The organism is Micromonospora sp. WMMD812 (assembly GCF_027497215.1).
Taxonomy (GTDB): Bacteria; Actinomycetota; Actinomycetes; order Mycobacteriales; family Micromonosporaceae; genus Micromonospora.
The window spans coordinates 2,268,200-2,286,635 of sequence record NZ_CP114904.1 but is presented as its reverse complement, the minus strand read 5'-3'; the positions used below and the strand labels follow the sequence as shown (position 1 = coordinate 2,286,635).

Below are 18,436 nucleotides of genomic sequence, written 5' to 3'. Positions count from 1 at the left end.
CGCTTCGTCGTACGCGTCGGGCTCAGCCCTGCGGCGCGCTCATCGCCAGCTTGGTGATGGTGATCTCCTTCTTCGGGTGACCGCCACCGGCCTGCTGCGCGAAGGCCTTGTCGTCGCCGGCCTTGGCCACGTCGTTGACGATGTCCATGCCACCGGTGATCGTGCCGAGCACCGTGTAGTTCGGGTCCAGCGGCGAGTCGCCGTAGACGATGAAGAACTGGCTGCCCGTGCTGCCCGGCTGGCCGGAGTTGGCCATCGCGATGACCCCCGCCGGGTACGGCGGCCGCTTGTCGGTCGGCAGGTTCTCCTCGGCCATCCGGAAGCTCGGGCCGCCGGTGCCGTCGGTCTCCCGCCAGCCCTTGCCGGTCGCGCTCGGGTCACCGCACTGGAGCACCTTGATGCCCTCGGTCACCAGACGGTGGCACTTGCTGTTGTCGAAGAAGTTCTTCTCGGCCAGGTGGGTGAAGGCGCCCGCGGTGCAGGGCGCCAGGGACCGGTCGACCTTGGCGGTGATCGGCCCCAGGTTGGTGTCGATCGTCATGGTCTGGACGCCGGTGGTCGACTGCTGGGTGGCCGGCAGCCCGACGTCCTTGGTCTCCTTGGTCCGCTGGTCGGACGGGATCTCGGTGTAGGCGCACTGGGCCTGCCCGCTCGCCGCCGTGTCGGTGCCGGTCTTGTCGTCGTCGCCACCCAGGCTGGTGGCCAGCCAGACGGTGCCGGCCACCACGAGCAGCAGGGCGAGGGTCGCCCCGGCGATCGCCTGGGTCTGCCGGCGCTTGCGGGCGCGGGCCGCGCGCTCGGCCATCTCCTTCTCGAGCCGGGCGCGTGCCGCCGCGCGCTGCCGCTCTCTGGTGGACGTCACGCCTGGATCCTCCTGGACTGTCTGTCTGGGTGCCGCTGCGGGTGGGGTGGGTCGCCCGGTCAGCCGGCGCTGGTGCTGGCCGCCGGGGCGCCGGAGCCGGTGGGCGCCGGTGCCGACGCGCCGGTGGCCGGCTCACCGACGGTGAGGCTCTGGATCACCACGTCGTTCTTGGGCTTGACCTGCGCCCCGGTCCCATTGTCCACGGTCGGCAGGGCACCGATCTTCTCCAGGACGTCCAAGCCGCCGGTGACCTTTCCGATGACCGGGTAGACCGCCTTGTCCGGGTTGAAGTCCTTGAAGAAGAGCAGGAACTGGCTGCCGTTCGCGCCCGGCGGGTTGGCGATCATCGCCACCGTGCCCTTCGGGTACGCCGGTGGCTGACCGGGGGCGGGGCTGGCGGACGGGCTCGCCTCGGGCGCGCTGGGCACGTTCTCGTCGTAGAACGAGTAGGTCGGGCCGCCCAGGCCGGTGCCGCTGGGGTCACCGCAGCGCAGCGCGCCCTCGGCGGTGATCTCGTGGCACTTGGTGTTGTCGTAGAACGACCGGCTCGCCAGGTGGGCGATGCTCGCGCCGGCACACGGGGCCGAGGCCAGGTCGAGTTCGGCGGTGATCGGCGCGCCCTGGTTGGTGGTCACCGTCATCGCTCGGGTGCCGTCGGTGGGCAGGCCGGTGGTGGCCGGGGTGCCCACGTCCTTGAGGTTGGTGTTCGCGGTGGCGTCCTGCGGGGTCCAGAGGCAGACCTCGTCCGCCGCGGTGTTCTCCTTCGGGTCGGAGTCGAAGGCGCCGAGCGCCCACGCCGAGCCGACCACGATCAGCGCGAGCACCAGAGCGGCGCCGACACCGGCCTGGATCTGCCGCCGGCGCCGGACCCGCCCGGCCCTGCGGGCCATCTGCCGGTCGAGCTTGGCCCGCGCCAGTTTGCGCTGCCGGTCCCTGCTGGAAGCCACCCGTGCTCCCCTTCCTTCACCCTGGTCGTCACCGGCGTCCCGGGCGCCGTCGCCCGTGCGGGCCAGTGCGCCACGCCACACGCCCGCCAGAGTGTACGGCCACCGGCTGGGAATGTGGTGTACGAGGTCGGGGCTGGGCCTATCGGAGCGCATCACTGTGCCGGGCGGGGACGGCGGGACTGGTGGGTCCGCCGAATACGGTCGTGCCGCCGGTTAGGCTGCTGACAGGAACACCGCGGCTCGACGGAAGGGGAGCGGACGTGCTCGTGGCCGGCTTTCCCGCCGACGCCTTCGGCACCAACTGCTACGTGGTCGCCACGGCGCCGGGGGAGCAGTGCGTGGTCGTCGACCCGGGGATCGGTGTGCTCGACCGGCTCGACGCCCTGCTCGCCGAGCACCGCCTGCACCCGGCCGCCGTCCTGCTCACCCACGGCCACCTCGACCACACCTTCTCGGTGGCGCCGGTCTGCGGCGCCCGGGGGATCACCGCGTACGTGCACCCCGGTGACCGGGAGCTGCTGGCGGACCCGGCCAAGGGGCTGTCCGCCGACCTCAGGGCGCTCTTCGGTGGGCGGCTGCCCTACAGCGAGCCGGAGGACGTCGCCGAGTTGACCGACGGCGCCGCTCTCGCGCTGGCCGGGTTGGAGATCACCGTCGACCACGCGCCGGGCCATACCGGCGGGTCGGTGCTGTTCCGGATGCCCGGCGCCGGCTCGCCCTGGGAGGCCGACGAGATCTGCCTCTCCGGCGACGTGCTGTTCGCGGGCTCGATCGGCCGCATCGACCTGCCGGGCGGCAGCATGCCCGCCATGCTGGCCAGCCTGCGGGACAAGATCCTCCCGCTGGCCGACGACACCGTCGTCCTGCCCGGCCACGGCCCCACGACCACGATCGGCCGCGAGCGCGCGACCAACCCGTACCTCGTCGAGGTGGCGGAGTCCGGCGACGCGCGCCCGGCCGCACCCACCCGAGGCTGGTGACCCCGCCCGCGCCGCGCGCGGGCCCCGAGCTGACCGCGCCCCGCGCGGGAGTCAAGGAGTACGTGATGAGCAAGCCCACGCCCATCTCCGGTTTCCCGGAGTGGACGCCGCCGCAGCGGATGATCGAGCAGTACGTGCTGGACCGGATCCGGAGCACCTTCGAGCTGTACGGCTTCGCCCCGCTGGAGACCCGGGCCGTCGAGCCGCTGGACCAGCTGCTGCGCAAGGGGGAGACCTCCAAGGAGGTCTACGTGATCCGGCGGCTGCAGGCCGACGAGACCGGCCCCGCCGGCGACGACTCGCTCGGCCTGCACTTCGACCTGACCGTGCCGTTCGCCCGATACGTGCTGGAGAACGCCGGCAAGCTGCAGTTCCCGTTCCGCCGCTACCAGATCCAGAAGGTGTGGCGGGGGGAGCGACCGCAGGAGGGGCGCTACCGCGAGTTCGTCCAGGCCGACATCGACATCGTCGACCGGGACACCCTCGCCCCGCACCACGAGGCGGAGATGCCGCTGGTGATCGGGGACGCGCTGCGGTCGCTGCCGATCCCACCGGTGTTGATCCAGGTCAACAACCGCAAGATCTGCGAGGGCTTCTACCGCGGCATCGGGCTGACCGACCCGGAGGCGGCGCTGCGCGCCGTGGACAAGCTCGACAAGATCGGCCCGGCGAAGGTGGCGGAGCTGCTGGCGCAGACCGCCGGGGCGAGCGAGGCGCAGGCCAAGGCGTGCCTGGCGCTGGCCGAGATCTCCGCGCCGGACGCGTCGTTCGCCGACGCCGTACGAGCCCTCGGGGTGAGCGACCCGCTGCTCGAGGAGGGGATCGACGAGCTGGTCCGGGTGGTGGAGACCGCCGCTGAGCACTCGCCGGGGCTCTGCGTGGCCGACCTGCGGATCGCCCGTGGCCTGGACTACTACACCGGCACGGTCTACGAGACCCAGCTGCGCGGCTACGAGCGGTACGGCTCGATCTGCTCCGGCGGCCGATACGACAACCTGGCCAGCTCGGGGAACGTGCGGTTCCCCGGGGTGGGCATCTCGATCGGAGTCACCCGGCTGCTCGGCCTGCTCTTCGGCACCGGCGGGTTGTCCGTCTCCCGGGACGTGCCGACGTGCGTCCTGGTGGCGGTGACCAGCGAGGAGCAGCGTCCCGCCAGCAACCGGGTGGCCGACGCGCTGCGCCGCCGTGGTGTGCCGACGGAGGTGTCGCCGAGCGCCGCGAAGTTCGGCCGGCAGATCCGCTACGCCGAGCGGCGCGGCATCCCGTACGTCTGGTTCCCCGGCACGGACGGCGCCGCCGACGAGGTGAAGGACATCCGCTCCGGCGACCAGGTCCAGGCCGCCCCGGAAATCTGGACCCCACCCGCCACGGACCTGAAGCCCCTGGTGAGCTGACCGCACCCCGATCTCCCCGCGATCTTGCACTTTGTGCCCGGGCGAAAGCCGCGTAAGCCGCGAGCGAGGGGCCGAAAGTGCAAGATCGCGGGGGAGGGGCGCCTAGAGTTCGACGACGACGCGGCCGTGGGAGCCGGACCGCTCCGCGGCGTCGTGGGCGTCGGCGATGCGGTCGAGCGGGTACCGGCCCACGATCGGGTAGCGGAGGTCGCCCGCCTCGAGCGCCTCGGTCAGCGCGGTGGCCGCGGCCTGGTTGGCGTCCTCGGGGAAGTCGTCGTTGCTGAGGAACCGCACAGTGATGTTCTTGAAACCGAGCGGCCAGTACGGGATCCGCGGCTCGGCGTCGCCGGTCGCGTATGTGGCGACGGTGCCGCCGATGCGCAGGATCTCCAGGTCGGTCGCGATGTTGGTGTCGAACGCGACCTCGGCGACTCGGTCCACGCCGTCGGGCGCGAGGGCGCGGATCTGTTCCACGTCCGCCGCGGTTCCGGTCGCGACGACGACGTGGTGGGCGCCGGCCGCCAGGGCCGGGGTCCGCTGGTCGGGGTGCCGGACGGTGGCGATCACCGTCGCCCCGCCGCGGCGGGCGACGGCGAGGGCGGCCCGGCCGACGGCCCCGAGCGCCCCGGTCACCAGGACCGTCCGCGCCGTCACCGGCCCGTCGGCGAAGACCGCCCGGTGGGCGGTGATGCCCGGGATCCCGAGCAGGGCGCCCTGCTCCAGCGGCACGCCGTCGGGCAGGTCCACGGCGTGCGCCGCCGGGACGATCACGTACTCCGCCGCCGTGCCGAACGGCCGGTACGACTGGGCGAGATAGACCCAGACCCGGCTCCCGACGCGCGCCGGGTCGACCCCGGGTCCGACGGCGTCGATCGTGCCGGCGCCGTCGCCGTGCGGGATCACGCGCGGGTACGCCATCGTGGAGCCCCACCACCCTCTCCGCTTGCCGAGGTCGCCCACGTGCACGCCGGAGAACGCCACCCGGACGCGGACCTCGCCGGGCCCCGGATCCGGCGTCGGCACCTCACCGACCTGCAGAACGTCGTGCGCGTCGCCCTGCCGGTCGTAGAAGGCCGCCCGCATCAGTGCTCACCGCCGGCCAGGGTGCCCTGCTCGGCGCTGACCACGCTGTCGATCGCGGCGAAGAACGCGGCGATCCCCGGCAGGTTCGCCCCCTTCGCGCGCGAGGCCGCGAAGTCCTCGGCGCTCCGCCAGCGCACGATGTCCAACCACTCGTCGTCCGGCAACCGGACGAGTTCGGCGTCGAGGAAGCCGGCCCGGTCGGCGCGGAATTCGGTCAGCATCGCCGGTCGCGCCGCCAGCAACGCGTCGGCCTGCTCCGGCCGAACGCGGAATCGCGTCAGTTCCACCGTCGTCATCGCACACCCCCATTAGTCACCTGTGCTGATAGTATCCGACGGTGACTAAATCAGAGCGGCGAAGCGAACGGAAGCGACGTGATCCGGATCTCGGTGTCCTCGTCGGGCAGCTGCTGTTCGCGTTCCAGGACGAGCTGTTCGCCACTCTCGCCGCGCAGGGGCACCCCGACCTGCGGCCACGTCACGGCATCGTGCTCGCGTACCTCGATGCCGAGGGCAGCCGCGCGACGGAGATCGCCCGACAGTCCGGCCAGCACAAGCAGGTGGTCGGCAAGCTGGTCGACGAGCTGGAGGCGCTCGGATACGTGGAGCGGCGGCCCGACCCGACCGACCGGCGGGCCAAGCTCGTCGCGCCGACCGCCCGGGGTCTGGACCAGATGGCGCGATCGGACGCCGTCGTCGCGGCGATCGAGGCCCGGCACGCGCACGCCGTCGGCGCGGAGACCTACCAGGCGTTCAAGACGGTCCTCCGCGCGGTGACCGAGGGTCAGCGGGGCGGGTCTCGAGCCGGGTGAGTCGACGGCGGCCTCGGTGTGTCCGGCGCGAACCGCGACCCGGCCACGAACCGTGGCCCTCGTCCCGGCTCGGCTCGCGCGCCGGCCGGAGCCCCTTCCGGCTCCCGGCGCTCGCGCGGGCGGTCAGCCGTCGGGCCCGTGGAGGGCTCGGGGCGATCAGGGTTCGGGGGTGACCGGGAACAGCAGGCAGCTGCTGGTGGCGTGGGCCACCAGACGGTCGCGCGCGTCGAGGAGCCGGGCCTCGGCCAGGGCGGTGCGGCGACCGCTCTGCAGCACGGTGCCCACGCAGCGCAGGGTGCCGGAGTCGACGGTGATCGGCCGGAGGAACTTCACGTTCAGGTCCAGCGAGGTGTAACCGACGCCGGCGGGCAGCGTGCTGTGCACGGCGCAGCCGGCGGCGGTGTCCAGCAGGGTGGAGATGACGCCACCATGGACGGTGCCGAGCGGGTTGTAGTGGAACTCCTGCGGCACCAGTTCGACCGTCACCCGGCCCTCGTCGGCCGACAGTCGGGACATGTCGAGCAGGTGCATGACCGGCGGCGGAGGCAGCTCGCCCGCGATCATCGACCGGAGCATCTCGAGGCCGCTGCGACGGCCGATCTGGGTGGCGTTCTCCGCCGGGTCGGACCACGAGAAGGTGCGGCTGCGCGTGAGGTCCTGCGTCTGCGTCATGGACTCAGCCTGGCAGTCCGTTGCTGAGTCTGTCAACGAGACCTAGCCTGGTGGGCATGAGACCCGCGGCACTGGACTGGTCGATCGAGAACTGCACCATCGCCCGGGCGATGGAGATCCTCGGCGAGCGGTGGACCCTCGTGGTGCTCCGCGAGGTCTTCAACGGCATCCGCCGCTTCGACGACATGCGGATCCGCACCGGGGTCCCGCGCCAGGTACTCACCAACCGCCTGGCCACCCTCGTCGCGCAGGGGGTGCTGCGCCGCGAGCCGTACCGGGAGCCGGGCAGTCGGGTGCGCCACGAGTACCGGTTGACCGAGAAGGGGCTCGACCTCTGGCCGGTGCTGGTCGCCGTGCTCGGCTGGGGGGACCGCTACCTCGCCGACCCGGAGGGCCCGCCGCTGGCCGTCGTGCACCGCGACTGCGGGGCGCCGGTCGGTGTGGCGTTGCGCTGCGGGCACGGCCACGAGGTGAGCGCCCCCCGGGACGTGCTGCCGACGCCCGGTCCGGGCGCCCGCCGGCGGACCGACTGACCGCGGGTGTGCGGACGGCGTCGGCCGCCCGCACACCCGGCGGGGTCACCAGCGGAAGCCGGCGGCGTACGACACGTTGGCCAGCACCGTCTGCCCGGCGCTGTTGGGGTGGAAGTAGTCCCAGCCGGAGAGCTGGCTCAGGGTGAACGGGTAGCTGAAGACGGCGTTGTCGTCGAAGTCGCAGTTCGGCCCGTACGCCGCGCAGGCCTGGGCGAGCTGGCTGTTGTAGTCGACGACCCGCTGGCGTACCCGGTTCCGCCGGTCCACGTCCGCCTGGGCCGTGGAGGTCGGATTGGCCAGCATCGACGGGCAGATGCCGAAGAGCGACCAGGCGGTGCGGGCGCTGCCGCTGTCCTTGCCGACCGACCAGAGTCGATGGATGTCCGGGACGCTGATGAGCTGCACCCGGGCGTTCGGCAGGCCCGCCTTGAGGCGGTTCAGCGCGGCGTCGATGTTGGCCCGGTAGGTGCCCACCGGCGTCATGCCCGACTCCGCGCTGGTGCAGGCGTCGTTGGCGCCGATCAGGATCGTGACGTACCCGACGCCCTGGCCGACCGCCGTGCCGGCCTGCCCGTACATGTCGGCGGACTTCGCGCCCGAGCGGGCGTCGTTGTGGTTGCGGCCGGCGATGGCCGGGTTGACCGCGCGGATGCGCAGGTAGTGGCTGTTGACGGCGGAGTTGTCGCCGGTGCTGAAGGACCGGGACGTGCAGTCGACGTACCAGCCGCAGGCGTTGAAGCCGCGGGTGATCGAGTCGCCGAGACTGGCCATCGCGCTGGGCGGCGGGCCGGGGTCGGCGGCGGCGGGGGCGGCCGGGAGCAGGGCGGGCAGTAGGGCGAGAGCGGTGAGGGTGGCGAGCGGGACGAGCAGGCGCCGGATGGGGGACATGATGGCCTCCGGGTCGCGGGTGCCGAGGGGTGGAGGTGCGGTGACCAGATGGTATAGACAGCCATCTGTGTCCACAATGTTTCCGGCCGGTGACCCCGGTTCGCCGGGCGAAAAGGACAAGTTGGGTCTTGCCTATGATCTTAAGCATGTGAATACTTCAGTGAGTCGCGGCCGATTCCCCCAGTTCGGCCGGATTGTCCCGTGGCCCCGCCAGCCCCGGCGCGGGCCGTCGCTCCCTCCCTGGAGGTTCGTACATGCGACCCACGAGGTCATCGATCCGCCACGCCGCCACCCTCGCCGTGGCCGGAACGCTGGTCGTCGGCGCGCTCGCCGGCGCGCCCGCTCAGGCGGCACCCGCCGCCTCGCCCGACACCGCCGCCGCCCTCGCCGCCCAGCTCGGCGACCGATCCGCCGGCTCGTACATCGACGCCAACGGCACGTCGGTCGTCACCGTGACCGACGCGGCGGCCGCCCGCCAGGCGAGCAACGCCGGCGCCACCGTCCGCTACGTCACCCGCGGCGCCGCCGAACTCAACCGCGCCACCGCGGAGCTGGAGCGCTCCGCGAAGATCCCGGGCACCGCGTGGTGGAGCGACCCGGTCACCAACCAGGTCGTCGTCTCCGTCGACAGCACCGTCACCGGGGCGAAGCTGGAGCGGGTCAAGGCCGCCGCCGCGCGGGCCAACGGCGCGGTCCGGATCGAGGCCGAGGCCGGCGTGCTGAGCACCCGGATCTCGGGCGGCCAGGCCATCTACGCCGGCGGTGGCGGTCGCTGCTCGCTCGGCTTCAACGTCCGCAGCGGCAGCACCTACTACTTCCTGACCGCCGGGCACTGCACCAACATCTCCGCGAGCTGGTACTCGAACTCCGCGCAGACCAACCTGCTCGGCACCCGGGCGGGCACCAGCTTCCCGGGCAACGACTACGGCATCGTCCGGCACAACAACTCGGCCAACGCGGCCGGCAACGTCTACCTCTACAACGGCAGCTACCGGGACATCACCGGGGCCGGCAACGCCTCCGTCGGCCAGTCCGTGCAGCGCTCCGGCAGCACCACCGGCCTGCGCAGCGGCTCGGTGACCGCGACCAACGCCACGGTCAACTACGCCGAGGGCTCGGTCTCCGGCCTCATCCGGACCAACGTCTGCGCCGAGCCGGGTGACAGCGGCGGCTCGCTGTTCAGCGGCAGCACCGCCCTGGGCCTCACCTCCGGCGGCAGCGGCAACTGCCGCACCGGCGGCACCACCTTCTTCCAGCCGGTCACCGAGGCCCTGAGCCGCTACGGCGTCAGCGTCTTCTGATCAAACGCGTCATCTCAGCGGGCCGCCGGATCCGTCCGGCGGCCCGCGTCGTGCGTCCGGCCGGGCGGGCTCACGGAAGACGGCCGGGTCGTCGCGGCGCGGGCCCGTGAGTCGGCCGGCCAGGATCGGGCGCCACGACACCGGCCGCCGGGTGGTCCAGGGCGACGGGCGTGCCGCCGGCGGCCCACGCGAGCTGTGCCCGGCGGGCGGAGAGGACCGCCAGCAGCGGCCAGAGCGCGACGGCCACCGCGGTCACCCGCTCGGCCAGCCCGGCCCGGGACCCACCGGTCACCTCGATCGCGAACCAGCCGAACAGCCCCAGCATCAGCACGGTGACGCCCAGCCCGACCGCCCGGCGGAACGCCCACGGAGGCTCCGGCCGGATCCCGTGCCCGGCGCCTCGGCCGCGGGGCAGCGACAGCGCCGACGCGGCCGGCCAGAGCGCCATGGCGAGGACGGCCACGGTGGCCACGATGCCGTGGCCGAGGGAGCCGCCGACGGTCGGCCGGGGGAAGGCGATCAGCGCCACGGTCGCCATCCCGCCGACGGCGAGCAGGAAGCGGCTGGGTAGTCCGGCCGCGTGCAGCACGGCGGCGATCGCCACGTAGCAGGCGCCGAGCAGCACCAGACAGCTCGTCATGATCCACGCGTCGGTGGCGTCCTGACCGGCCAGCTCGCTGATGGTGTCCCGGATCGGGTCGTAGCCGGCGGGCTGTCGGGCTCCCGAGACCGTCCAGCCGGTCACCAGCAGCACGGGTGCCGCCGCCGCGGTGGCGACGGCCCAGGTCGGTACGGCGCGCATTCGGTCACGGTAACCGCCCGGGCGTCCCGTCGAGTCCGGTTCGCCGCCCCTCCCGGCGAATCGCCCCGGCCTGCCGGGTGCCCGGGAGGAACGACCGCCGCCCCTGACAGAATGCCGGTGAGAACTGGTCCACGATGAGGAGTTGCCAGCCGTGATCCGTACCCACAATGCCGGAAGCCTGCGCGCCGCGGACGCGGGCTCGACGGTGACGCTGGCCGGCTGGGTGGCCCGCCGGCGCGACCACGGCGGCGTCATCTTCGTCGACCTGCGCGACGGCTCCGGTGTGGTCCAGGTGGTCTTCCGCGAGGAGGACGCGCACGCGCTGCGCAACGAGTTCTGCGTGAAGGTCACCGGCGAGGTGACCCGCCGCCCCGAGGGCAACGAGAACCCGGACCTGCCCACCGGCGAGGTCGAGGTGACCGCGACCGCGCTGGACGTGCTCTCCGAGGCGGCGCCGCTGCCGCTGCCGGTGGACGACCAGGTCGAGGCCGGCGACGACATCCGGCTCAAGTACCGCTACCTGGACCTGCGCCGCAGCGGCCCGGCGAAGGCGATGCGGCTGCGCTCGCGGGCCAGCCAGCTCGCCCGCACCGTGCTGCACGACCGGGACTTCCTGGAGATCGAGACGCCGACCCTGACGCGCTCCACTCCGGAGGGTGCCCGCGACTTCCTGGTCCCGGTCCGCCTCCAGCCGGGCAGCTGGTACGCGCTGCCGCAGTCGCCGCAGCTGTTCAAGCAGCTGCTCATGGTCGGCGGCATGGAGCGCTACTACCAGATCGCCCGCTGCTACCGGGACGAGGACTTCCGCGCCGACCGGCAGCCGGAGTTCACGCAGCTCGACATCGAGATGTCCTTCGTCACCGAGGACGACGTCATCGACCTGGGCGAGGCGATCGTCTCGGCGCTCTGGTCCGACCTGGCCGGCTACGAGATCCCCCGGCCGATTCCGCGGATCACCTGGCACGACGCCATGGCCCGGTACGGCTCCGACAAGCCGGACCTGCGCTACGGCGTCGAGCTGACCGAGCTGACCGACTACCTGCGCGGCACCGAGTTCCGGGTGTTCGCCGGCGCGATCGACGCGGGCGGTTACGTCGGCGCGGTGGTCATGCCGGGCGGCGCCGGCCAGACCCGCAAGGAGCTGGACGGCTGGCAGGACTGGGCCAAGGCGCGCGGCGCGCGTGGCCTGGCGTACGTGGTGCTGGACGCGGAGACCGGCGAGGCCCGTGGCCCGGTGGCCAAGAACCTCTCCGAGGCGCACCTCGCCGGGCTGGCCGACGCGGTCGGCGCGAAGCCGGGCGACGCGATCTTCTTCGCCGCCGGCGCGAACACCCGCGAGGCGCAGGAGCTGCTCGGCGCGGCCCGGATCGAGATCGCCAAGCGGTCGGGGCTCGTCGACGAGAGCGCCTGGGCGTTCTGCTGGGTGGTCGACGCCCCGATGTTCGAGCGCACGGACGAGGGCGGCTGGACGGCCGTGCACCACCCGTTCACCTCGCCGAACGCCGAGTGGGTGGACCGGTTCGAGGAAGCGCCCGACCGCGCCCTCGCGTACGCGTACGACATCGTCTGCAACGGCAACGAGATCGGTGGCGGCTCGATCCGTATCCACCGCGGCGACGTGCAGCAGCGGGTCTTCGACCTGCTCGGCATCACCCCGGAGGAGGCCCAGGACAAGTTCGGCTTCCTGCTCGAGGCGTTCAAGTACGGCGCCCCGCCGCACGGCGGCATCGCGTTCGGCTGGGACCGGGTCTGCATGCTGCTCGCCGGCGCCGACTCGATCCGCGAGGTCATCGCCTTCCCGAAGACCCGGGGCGGCTTCGACCCGCTCACCGGCGCGCCGACGCCGATCACCGCGCAGCAGCGCGCCGAGGCCGGCATCGACGCCAAGCCGAAGCCGCAGGTGGCGCCGCACGCCGGCACCGCCGGCCCGGCCGCGCCGGTCGCCGACCCGACCTGACCGTCCTCGTCCCCGGCCCCGTCGACCCTCGGTTCGGCGGGGCCGCGGCCTGCGGGTCACCCCGATAGCCTCATGATCGACGGCGGCGGGCGGAGGGGGACGGCGTGACGGTTCTGGTGGTGGGGGCGAGCGGGTTTCTCGGCGCCGAGGTGTGCCGGCAGGCGGTCGCCGTGGGGCGGCGGGTGGTCGGCACGTACCACGGCGGCGCCGTGGCGGTGCCGGGCGTCGTCACGCGCCGGCTGGACGTCACGGACCGGGCCGCGGTCCGCGCGCTGGTCGCCGAGGTTCGCCCCGACGCCGTCGTCGGCACCCCCTACCGGTACGGCGACTGGGCGGTGACCGCCGACGGGGCGGCGCACGTCGCGTACGCCGCCGCCGAGGCGGGGGCGCGGTTGGTGCACATCTCCAGCGACGCGCTGCACGGCGGCCGCCCTGAGCCGTACCGCGACGACGAGCCGCCCACGCCCGTCTTCCCGTACGGGGCGGCGAAGGCCGCGGCCGAGACGGCGGTGCGGGCGATCGACCCGGGTGCCGCGCTGGTGCGGACCTCGCTGATCCTGGGGGAGCGGAGCAAGCAGATCCAGCTCTGCCGGGACGCGCTCGCCGGTCGGGCCACGCTGTTCACCGACGAGCTCCGCTGCCCGGTCGACGTGACCGACCTGGCCGCCGCCGTGCTCGAACTGGTCGACCATCCCTACGCCGGCCCGCTGAACGTGGCCGGGACGGACGCGGTCAGCCGCGCCGACCTCGGCCTGCTGGTGGCCCGGGCCGAGGGCCTCGACCCGGCGGGCCTGAAGACCAGCACCGGCGCGGCGGCCGGCGTGCTCCGCCCCACCGACGTACGTCTCGACTCCACGCGCGCGGCCGGCCTGCTGCGGACGCGGCTGCGCGGCGTCCGCGAACTCCTCGCCGCCTGACCCTCCGGGACGCGCCGGGCAGTTCGTGCACACTTCCTGTGCATAACTATTGTGCACAGGAAGTGTGCACAGCTATTGTGCAACCATGGCCAACGAGGATCCCGCCACGCCCCCGGCCCCGCGCACCGTCCACCTGGACGCGCGCCAGGTCCGCACTCTCGCCCATCCGCTGCGGATGCGGCTGCTCGGCACCCTGCGGGTGGACGGGCCTGCCACGGCCACCTCGCTCGCGGAGAAGCTCGGCACCAACACCGGCGCGACGAGTTACCACCTGCGGCAGCTCGCCGAGGTAGGGCTGGTCACCGAGGACCCGGACCGGGGCACCGGCCGCCAGCGGTGGTGGCGGGCCGAGCACGACATCAGCAACTTCGATCCCACCGACTTCGACGACGACCCGGACGCGCGGGCGGCGGTGCGGTGGATCGAGGCCAACCACGTCCGGCTGATGGCGGAGCAGGCGGAGCGGTGGATGGCCGTCGCGGCGGAGCAGCCGCGTGCGTGGCGCGACGCCGCCAGCCTGAGCGACATGGTCCTGACGCTCGGCCCGGCCCGCCTCCGGGCACTGAACGACGAGCTGTGGCGGGTGCTCATGCGCTACCACGAGGAGCCGGCGTCGGACGAGCCGGACGCCCGGCAGGTGCACGTCTTCCTGTCCGCCTTCCCCCGACTGGAGGAGCAGTGACCGCCCTCACCGTGACCCAGGTCCGCCGCCGCTTCCTGGTGCTGCACGCGCTGCGCTGGCTGCCCACCGGGCTGATGGTCCCGGTGATGATCCTGCTGATGCAGGAGCGCGGCCTGACGCTGTCGCAGATCGGTCTGGTGTCCGTCGCGCAGGGCCTGGTCGTGCTGGCCCTCGAACTGCCGACCGGCGGGCTCGCCGACGCCGTCGGCCGGCGGCCGGTCCTGCTGGTGGCCTGGATTCTCAACCTGGCGTCCCTGCTGGTCTTCGCCGTGGCCGACTCGTTCGCGCTGTTCTTCCTGGTCTGGGCCCTGCAGGGGGTCTTCCGCGCGCTGGACAGCGGCCCGCTGGAGTCCTGGTACGTGGACGCGACGCTGGCCGCCGACCCGGACGCGACCTACGAGCCCGGCCTCGGCTACGCCGGCACCGTCATCGGCGTCGCCATCGGCGCCGGTGCACTGATCAGCGGCGGGCTGGTCGCGCTCGGCCCGATCGGGCCGGTCAGCGCGCTCACCGTCCCTGTCCTGGTCGCCGCCGCGCTCCAGGTGGTGGCCCTGCTGGTCCTGCTGGTCCTGCTGGTCGAGGTCCGCCCGGCGAAGGTCAGTGGCGCGCTGCGGGCGTCGGTCCTGCAGGCGCCGCGGATGGTCGGGCAGGCGATCGGGCTGCTGCGCCGGTCCCGGGTGCTGTTCGCCCTGGTGGCCGTCGAGCTGTTCTGGGGCTTCGGCATGGTGACGTTCGAGTCGCTGCTCCCGGTCCGCCTCGCCGAGGTGGTCGGCGGCGCCGAGCGGGCGGCGACGTTGCTCGGGCCGGCGAGTTCGGCGGCCTGGCTCGCCCAGGCGGCGGGCGCGGCGCTCACCCCGCTGCTGCTGCGCTCGCTCGGGGCGGCGCCGGCGGCCGCGCTGTTGCGCGTCCTGCAGGGCGTCACGGTGGTCGGCATGGGCCTGTTCGCCGGCCCGGTCGGGGTGCTGATCGCCTATCTCGCCTGCTACAGCGTGCACGGGGCGTCCAACCCGCTGCACATGGGACTGCTGCACCGCCAGGTCGACGGCCCGTACCGGACCAGCGTCATCTCGCTGAACTCGATGATGGGCCAGCCCGGCTTCGCGATCGGGGCGGTCGCCCTCACCGCGCTCGCCGACACGGTCAGCGTGACCGCCGCGATGCTGGTCGGCGCGGTGGTGTTGGCCGTCGCCGCCCCCCTGTACCTGCCCGCCTGGTCGGCGGACCGTCGGAAGAAGGCGACCGACACAGCGGAGCCCGGCGAGGGGACCGGCGGCCCGGCCGATCCGACCCCCGTGGTGGTGGACCGGGCCGGCCTGACCAGTGGAGCCTGAGCCGGGCCGGCGCCAGCGCCGCCGCCGCGGGCTCAGGCGAGACGGATGGAGTTGCGGGTCGCCGTGTTGGTGAAGCCGAGCCGCCGATAGAGCCGGATCGCACCGACGTTGACCGGATAGACGCCGAGCGCGGCGTGGTCGTGCCGGGCAAGCATCGCCCGGGTCATCGCCGCGGTGAGCGCCGCGCCGAGCCCTCGCCCGCGCTCCTGCGGGGCGACGGTGAGTCCGGCGAGGAACCCGATGTCGCCCCGGCTGCGGTCCGCCCCGCAGGCGACGAGGCGGTCGCCGTAGCGGATGCCGTACCAGCCGACCACCCCCGGGTCGCCCGGCCGGGAGGTGGTGCTCGGGAACGCCTCGTCGATCAACGCGGCCAGCGCCGGCTGGTCGGCCTCGGTGAGACGGACGACCTGTTCCTCGCCCGGCTGGCGCGGCGGCGCGACCGTAGTCCACAGGAAGTACCACTCGTCGCGCTGTGCCACCTGAAGCCGACCGGCCAGGTCGGCCGGATCGAGCCCGGGCAGGTTCAGCCACTGGCCCGACCCGAGCAACCCCTCGGCCACCAGATCGCCGCAGACGTCCAGGGCCGGCCCGGCGGCGCCCAGAGCCGCCGCGGCCGGCCGCTGCCCCTCCGGCAGCAGCCATACCACCGCGCCGTCGCGCCGATAGCCGCGCGGCTCCACGTCCCACCGCAGCATGTGCCGGGCGTACGGGTGGTGGCCGGTGGCCGCCAGGATGGCGTCCCGGCCGGGCAGGACCTGGTCGGCGATGATCACGCGTTCAGCCTAGAAGCCCCCGCCGGAGCGTGTCCGCGGGTATCGGTCGGGACCGGTCCCGTCCAGGGTGGAGATTGACGAACGGACCGATTGGGTACATCCCGCGCCGACCTACTGGGACCCCCCACCGGAGGAACGACATGCTCGCCATTCTCGCGGCGATCGTATTCGGATTCGCCCTGCTGCTCGACCTGATGGACACCAACTTCGGCGCACCGGACCTGTTCAACTGGAACACCCTCGTCCTCATCGGCCTGCTGCTCCTCGCGCTCTACCTGGCCGGCGTCGGTCGTGGCCCGGGTGGCGGCGGCGGTCGCTGGTACCGGGGCCGGCGGCCGGGTCGAGGCTGACCGGAACCGATCAGCGAGGGCCGGGCCCGTGGCGCGATTCCGGCGTTGCGGACCCGGCCCGGTACTGTTCTCGTGATGGAATCCGACGCCCTCTTCTCCCTCGGCGAACCCGCCGGAGCGCCCAGCGCCCCCGCGGGTTCCGGCGGTGTCGACGGGTTCACCGCCGTGGGGCCGGATTCGCCCCTGCCCGTCCGGATGCGCCCCGCGAACCTCGACGAGCTGGTCGGGCAGGACCACCTGCTCGCGCCCGGGGCGCCGCTGCGGCAGCTGGTCAACGGCGGCGCGCCGATGTCGGTGATCCTTTGGGGGCCGCCGGGCAGTGGCAAGACCACCATCGCGCACCTGGTCGCCCGGGCCACCGACCGCCGGTTCGTCGCCATGTCGGCGCTGTCCGCCGGGGTCAAGGACGTCCGGGCGGTGATCGAGACCGCCCGCCGGCAGCGCCGCAGCGGCGGGCCGCAGACCGTGCTCTTCATCGACGAGGTGCACCGGTTCAGCAAGACCCAGCAGGACTCCCTGCTCGCCGCAGTCGAGGACCGTACGGTCACACTGCTCGCGGCCACCACCGAGAACCCGTACTTCTCCGTGATCTCGCCGCTGCTGTCGCGGTGCGTCCTGCTCACGCTCCAGCCGCTGGACGACGACGCGGTCCGCGGTCTGCTGCGCCGGGCGGTCGCCGACGAGCGAGGGCTGGGCGGCCACCTCACCCTGCAGCCGGCGGCCGAGGACCATCTCGTACGGCTCGCCGCCGGCGACGTCCGCAAGGCGCTGACCGCGCTGGAGGCCGCCGCGGCCTCCGCCACCGCGCTCGGCGCCGGCCGCATCGACCTGGGCACCGCCGAGCAGGCCGTGGACGTCGCCGCCGTTCGCTACGACCGTGACGGCGACGCGCACTACGACGTGATCAGCGCGTTCATCAAGAGCATGCGCGGCTCGGACGTGGACGCCGCGCTGCACTGGCTGGCCCGGATGCTGGTCGCCGGGGAGGACGCACGATTCATCGCCCGCCGCCTGGTGATCTTCGCGAGCGAGGACGTCGGTATGGCCGACCCGAGCGCGTTGACCGTGGCCACCGCCGCCGCGCACGCGGTGGAGTACGTCGGCCTGCCGGAGGTCCAGCTCAACCTCGCCCAGGCGGTGATCCACCTGGCCACCGCCCCGAAGTCCAACTCGGCCACCACCGCGATCGGCGCGGCCATCGCCGACGTGCGGGCCGGGCGGGGCGGGCCGGTGCCCCGTACGCTGCGCGACGCGCACTACTCCGGAGCACGCGGGCTCGGCCACGGCGCCGGCTACCGCTATCCCCACGACGACCAGCGCGGCGTGGTCACCCAGCAGTACGTGCCCGACGACCTGGTCGGCGCCGACTACTACCAGCCGAGCCAGCACGGCGCCGAGCGATCGGTGGCCACCCGGCTGCCGCTGCTGCGGCGCATTGTGCGCGGCCTGCCCGCCCCGGCGGCCCGCACCGAGCCGGCGACGACGCCGGTGGCGCCGGCGGCCGCGGAGCCGGTGGCGCCGACCACGAGGCCCGGGACACCGGCTCCGGTCGCGGCGGGCAACGGCGGTCGACCGGCGGGCCTCGGCGGTGCCGGCGCGGCGGAGGAGGGCGGCACTGACGCCGCCGGAGAGGGTCAGCAGTGAGATCGCGTGGTGGGGAGCAGCCGGAGGACGGCCCCGACGAGCGGCGCGATCCCCGCGCCAAGGGCCGCCGCTGGGGGCGGGGTCGGGCCGAGGCCGAACCGGAGGAGCCGGTCAGCGGCGAGGAGCTCGGCTGGATCGACGACCTGCGCTCGGCCAAGCAGCAACGCTCCGACCTGGGACCCGACGGCCCGGCCTCCGGGCCGGCCCCGCGTGGTGGCCCGGTGCCGCCCGGCCCCGCCCGACCGGGTCCGGACGGCCCGCCACCCGGCCACGGGCCGGCGGGCCCGCCCGCCGCGCCCCCGATGCGTCGCGGCGGGCCCGAGACCGCCGGCGCGCGGCGTCCGGCCGACGGCCCCTGGCCCGGCGCGCCGGAACCGCCCGGCCCGGGCCGCCGCCCGGAGCAGCGGCCGCCCGCGACGCCCGCCGGCGGCCCGGCCGCGCCCCAGCAGCCCGGCCGGCGTGGCGCCGCGGCTGCTCCCGGCCCGCACCCGACCACCGGCACCCCGGTA

At 73.9% G+C, this 18,436-nt stretch carries 19 protein-coding genes; 11 read left to right on the top strand and 8 right to left on the bottom strand.

Annotation, left to right across the window (positions count from 1 at the left end):
- Nucleotides 1-22 precede the first annotated feature (22 nt).
- Both O7603_RS10345 and O7603_RS10340 read right to left on the bottom strand, forming a co-directional pair.
- Complete coding sequence (locus tag O7603_RS10345) at nt 23-862, bottom strand: peptidylprolyl isomerase (RefSeq protein WP_281575475.1); 840 nt, start codon at nt 860-862, stop codon at nt 23-25.
- A gap of 59 nt (nt 863-921) precedes the next feature.
- The gene (locus tag O7603_RS10340) at nt 922-1,809 is read right to left on the bottom strand and encodes a peptidylprolyl isomerase (protein WP_281575474.1); all 888 of its coding nucleotides are present in this window, start codon (nt 1,807-1,809) and stop codon (nt 922-924) included.
- A gap of 260 nt (nt 1,810-2,069) precedes the next feature.
- On the opposite strand from O7603_RS10340, the gene O7603_RS10335 reads away from it, so the two are divergent.
- Together O7603_RS10335 and hisS are read left to right on the top strand one after the other, a co-directional pair.
- Entirely contained in the window at nt 2,070-2,789 is a 720-nt protein-coding gene (locus O7603_RS10335; protein ID WP_281575473.1) for an MBL fold metallo-hydrolase, read from the top strand.
- A gap of 65 nt (nt 2,790-2,854) precedes the next feature.
- Nucleotides 2,855-4,183 (top strand): histidine--tRNA ligase, encoded by a 1,329-nt coding sequence (hisS, locus tag O7603_RS10330; protein ID WP_281575472.1) that lies wholly within the window; start codon nt 2,855-2,857, stop codon nt 4,181-4,183.
- Nucleotides 4,184-4,285: 102 nt separating this feature from the next.
- On the opposite strand, the gene O7603_RS10325 is transcribed toward hisS, so the two are convergent.
- A complete protein-coding gene (locus O7603_RS10325) occupies nt 4,286-5,266 on the bottom strand; it encodes an NADPH:quinone reductase (RefSeq protein ID WP_281575471.1) in 981 nt (326 codons plus the stop codon).
- Nucleotides 5,266-5,553 (bottom strand): antibiotic biosynthesis monooxygenase, encoded by a 288-nt coding sequence (locus O7603_RS10320; RefSeq protein ID WP_281575470.1) that lies wholly within the window; start codon nt 5,551-5,553, stop codon nt 5,266-5,268. The genes O7603_RS10325 and O7603_RS10320 overlap by 1 nt, the downstream gene beginning before the upstream one ends.
- A 50-nt stretch (nt 5,554-5,603) precedes the next feature.
- On the opposite strand from O7603_RS10320, the gene O7603_RS10315 reads away from it, so the two are divergent.
- The gene (locus O7603_RS10315) at nt 5,604-6,077 is read left to right on the top strand and encodes a MarR family winged helix-turn-helix transcriptional regulator (protein ID WP_281575469.1); all 474 of its coding nucleotides are present in this window, start codon (nt 5,604-5,606) and stop codon (nt 6,075-6,077) included.
- A 156-nt stretch (nt 6,078-6,233) separates the two neighbouring features.
- On the opposite strand, the gene O7603_RS10310 is transcribed toward O7603_RS10315, so the two are convergent.
- Nucleotides 6,234-6,749 carry a PaaI family thioesterase gene (locus O7603_RS10310; RefSeq protein WP_281575468.1) on the bottom strand — a complete coding sequence of 172 codons (516 nt, stop codon included), beginning with the start codon at nt 6,747-6,749 and terminating at the stop codon, nt 6,234-6,236.
- Between the two features lie 56 nt (nt 6,750-6,805).
- On the opposite strand from O7603_RS10310, the gene O7603_RS10305 reads away from it, so the two are divergent.
- Nucleotides 6,806-7,282 carry a helix-turn-helix domain-containing protein gene (locus O7603_RS10305; protein ID WP_281575467.1) on the top strand — a complete coding sequence of 159 codons (477 nt, stop codon included), beginning with the start codon at nt 6,806-6,808 and terminating at the stop codon, nt 7,280-7,282.
- A gap of 45 nt (nt 7,283-7,327) precedes the next feature.
- Here the strand turns inward: O7603_RS10305 and O7603_RS10300 are convergent, their stop codons facing one another.
- Nucleotides 7,328-8,170 (bottom strand): SGNH/GDSL hydrolase family protein, encoded by an 843-nt coding sequence (locus O7603_RS10300; RefSeq protein ID WP_281575466.1) that lies wholly within the window; start codon nt 8,168-8,170, stop codon nt 7,328-7,330.
- Nucleotides 8,171-8,424: 254 nt separating this feature from the next.
- Between O7603_RS10300 and O7603_RS10295 the strand changes: the two genes are divergently transcribed.
- Nucleotides 8,425-9,471 carry a S1 family peptidase gene (locus O7603_RS10295; protein ID WP_281575465.1) on the top strand — a complete coding sequence of 349 codons (1,047 nt, stop codon included), beginning with the start codon at nt 8,425-8,427 and terminating at the stop codon, nt 9,469-9,471.
- Nucleotides 9,472-9,541: 70 nt separating this feature from the next.
- Here O7603_RS10295 and O7603_RS10290 read toward each other — a convergent pair whose 3' ends face one another.
- A complete protein-coding gene (locus tag O7603_RS10290) occupies nt 9,542-10,273 on the bottom strand; it encodes a DUF998 domain-containing protein (protein WP_281575464.1) in 732 nt (243 codons plus the stop codon).
- A gap of 151 nt (nt 10,274-10,424) precedes the next feature.
- Here O7603_RS10290 and aspS point away from each other — a divergent pair, with 151 nt between their 5' ends.
- The 4 genes from aspS (at nt 10,425) to O7603_RS10270 (ending at nt 15,160) form a co-directional block, all read left to right on the top strand.
- Nucleotides 10,425-12,230, top strand: a complete 1,806-nt coding sequence (gene aspS / locus O7603_RS10285) for an aspartate--tRNA ligase (protein WP_281575463.1) — start codon at nt 10,425-10,427, stop codon at nt 12,228-12,230.
- Nucleotides 12,231-12,334: 104 nt separating this feature from the next.
- Nucleotides 12,335-13,147, top strand: coding sequence for a sugar nucleotide-binding protein (locus tag O7603_RS10280; protein ID WP_281575462.1), 813 nt, complete (start codon nt 12,335-12,337; stop codon nt 13,145-13,147).
- Between the two features lie 85 nt (nt 13,148-13,232).
- A complete protein-coding gene (locus tag O7603_RS10275; protein WP_281575461.1) occupies nt 13,233-13,829 on the top strand; it encodes a helix-turn-helix domain-containing protein in 597 nt (198 codons plus the stop codon).
- The gene (locus O7603_RS10270; protein ID WP_281575460.1) at nt 13,826-15,160 is read left to right on the top strand and encodes an MFS transporter; all 1,335 of its coding nucleotides are present in this window, start codon (nt 13,826-13,828) and stop codon (nt 15,158-15,160) included. Before O7603_RS10275 ends, O7603_RS10270 begins: the two co-directional genes overlap by 4 nt.
- Nucleotides 15,161-15,192: 32 nt before the next feature.
- Here the strand turns inward: O7603_RS10270 and O7603_RS10265 are convergent, their stop codons facing one another.
- Complete coding sequence (locus O7603_RS10265; protein ID WP_281575459.1) at nt 15,193-15,933, bottom strand: GNAT family N-acetyltransferase; 741 nt, start codon at nt 15,931-15,933, stop codon at nt 15,193-15,195.
- A 140-nt stretch (nt 15,934-16,073) separates the two neighbouring features.
- Between O7603_RS10265 and O7603_RS10260 the strand changes: the two genes are divergently transcribed.
- Both O7603_RS10260 and O7603_RS10255 read left to right on the top strand, forming a co-directional pair.
- Nucleotides 16,074-16,283 (top strand): hypothetical protein, encoded by a 210-nt coding sequence (locus tag O7603_RS10260; RefSeq protein ID WP_091589699.1) that lies wholly within the window; start codon nt 16,074-16,076, stop codon nt 16,281-16,283.
- Between the two features lie 75 nt (nt 16,284-16,358).
- On the top strand, nt 16,359-17,927 hold the full coding sequence (locus tag O7603_RS10255; protein WP_281575458.1) for a replication-associated recombination protein A: 1,569 nt from the start codon (nt 16,359-16,361) through the stop codon (nt 17,925-17,927).
- The last annotated feature ends 509 nt before the right edge of the window (nt 17,928-18,436 follow it).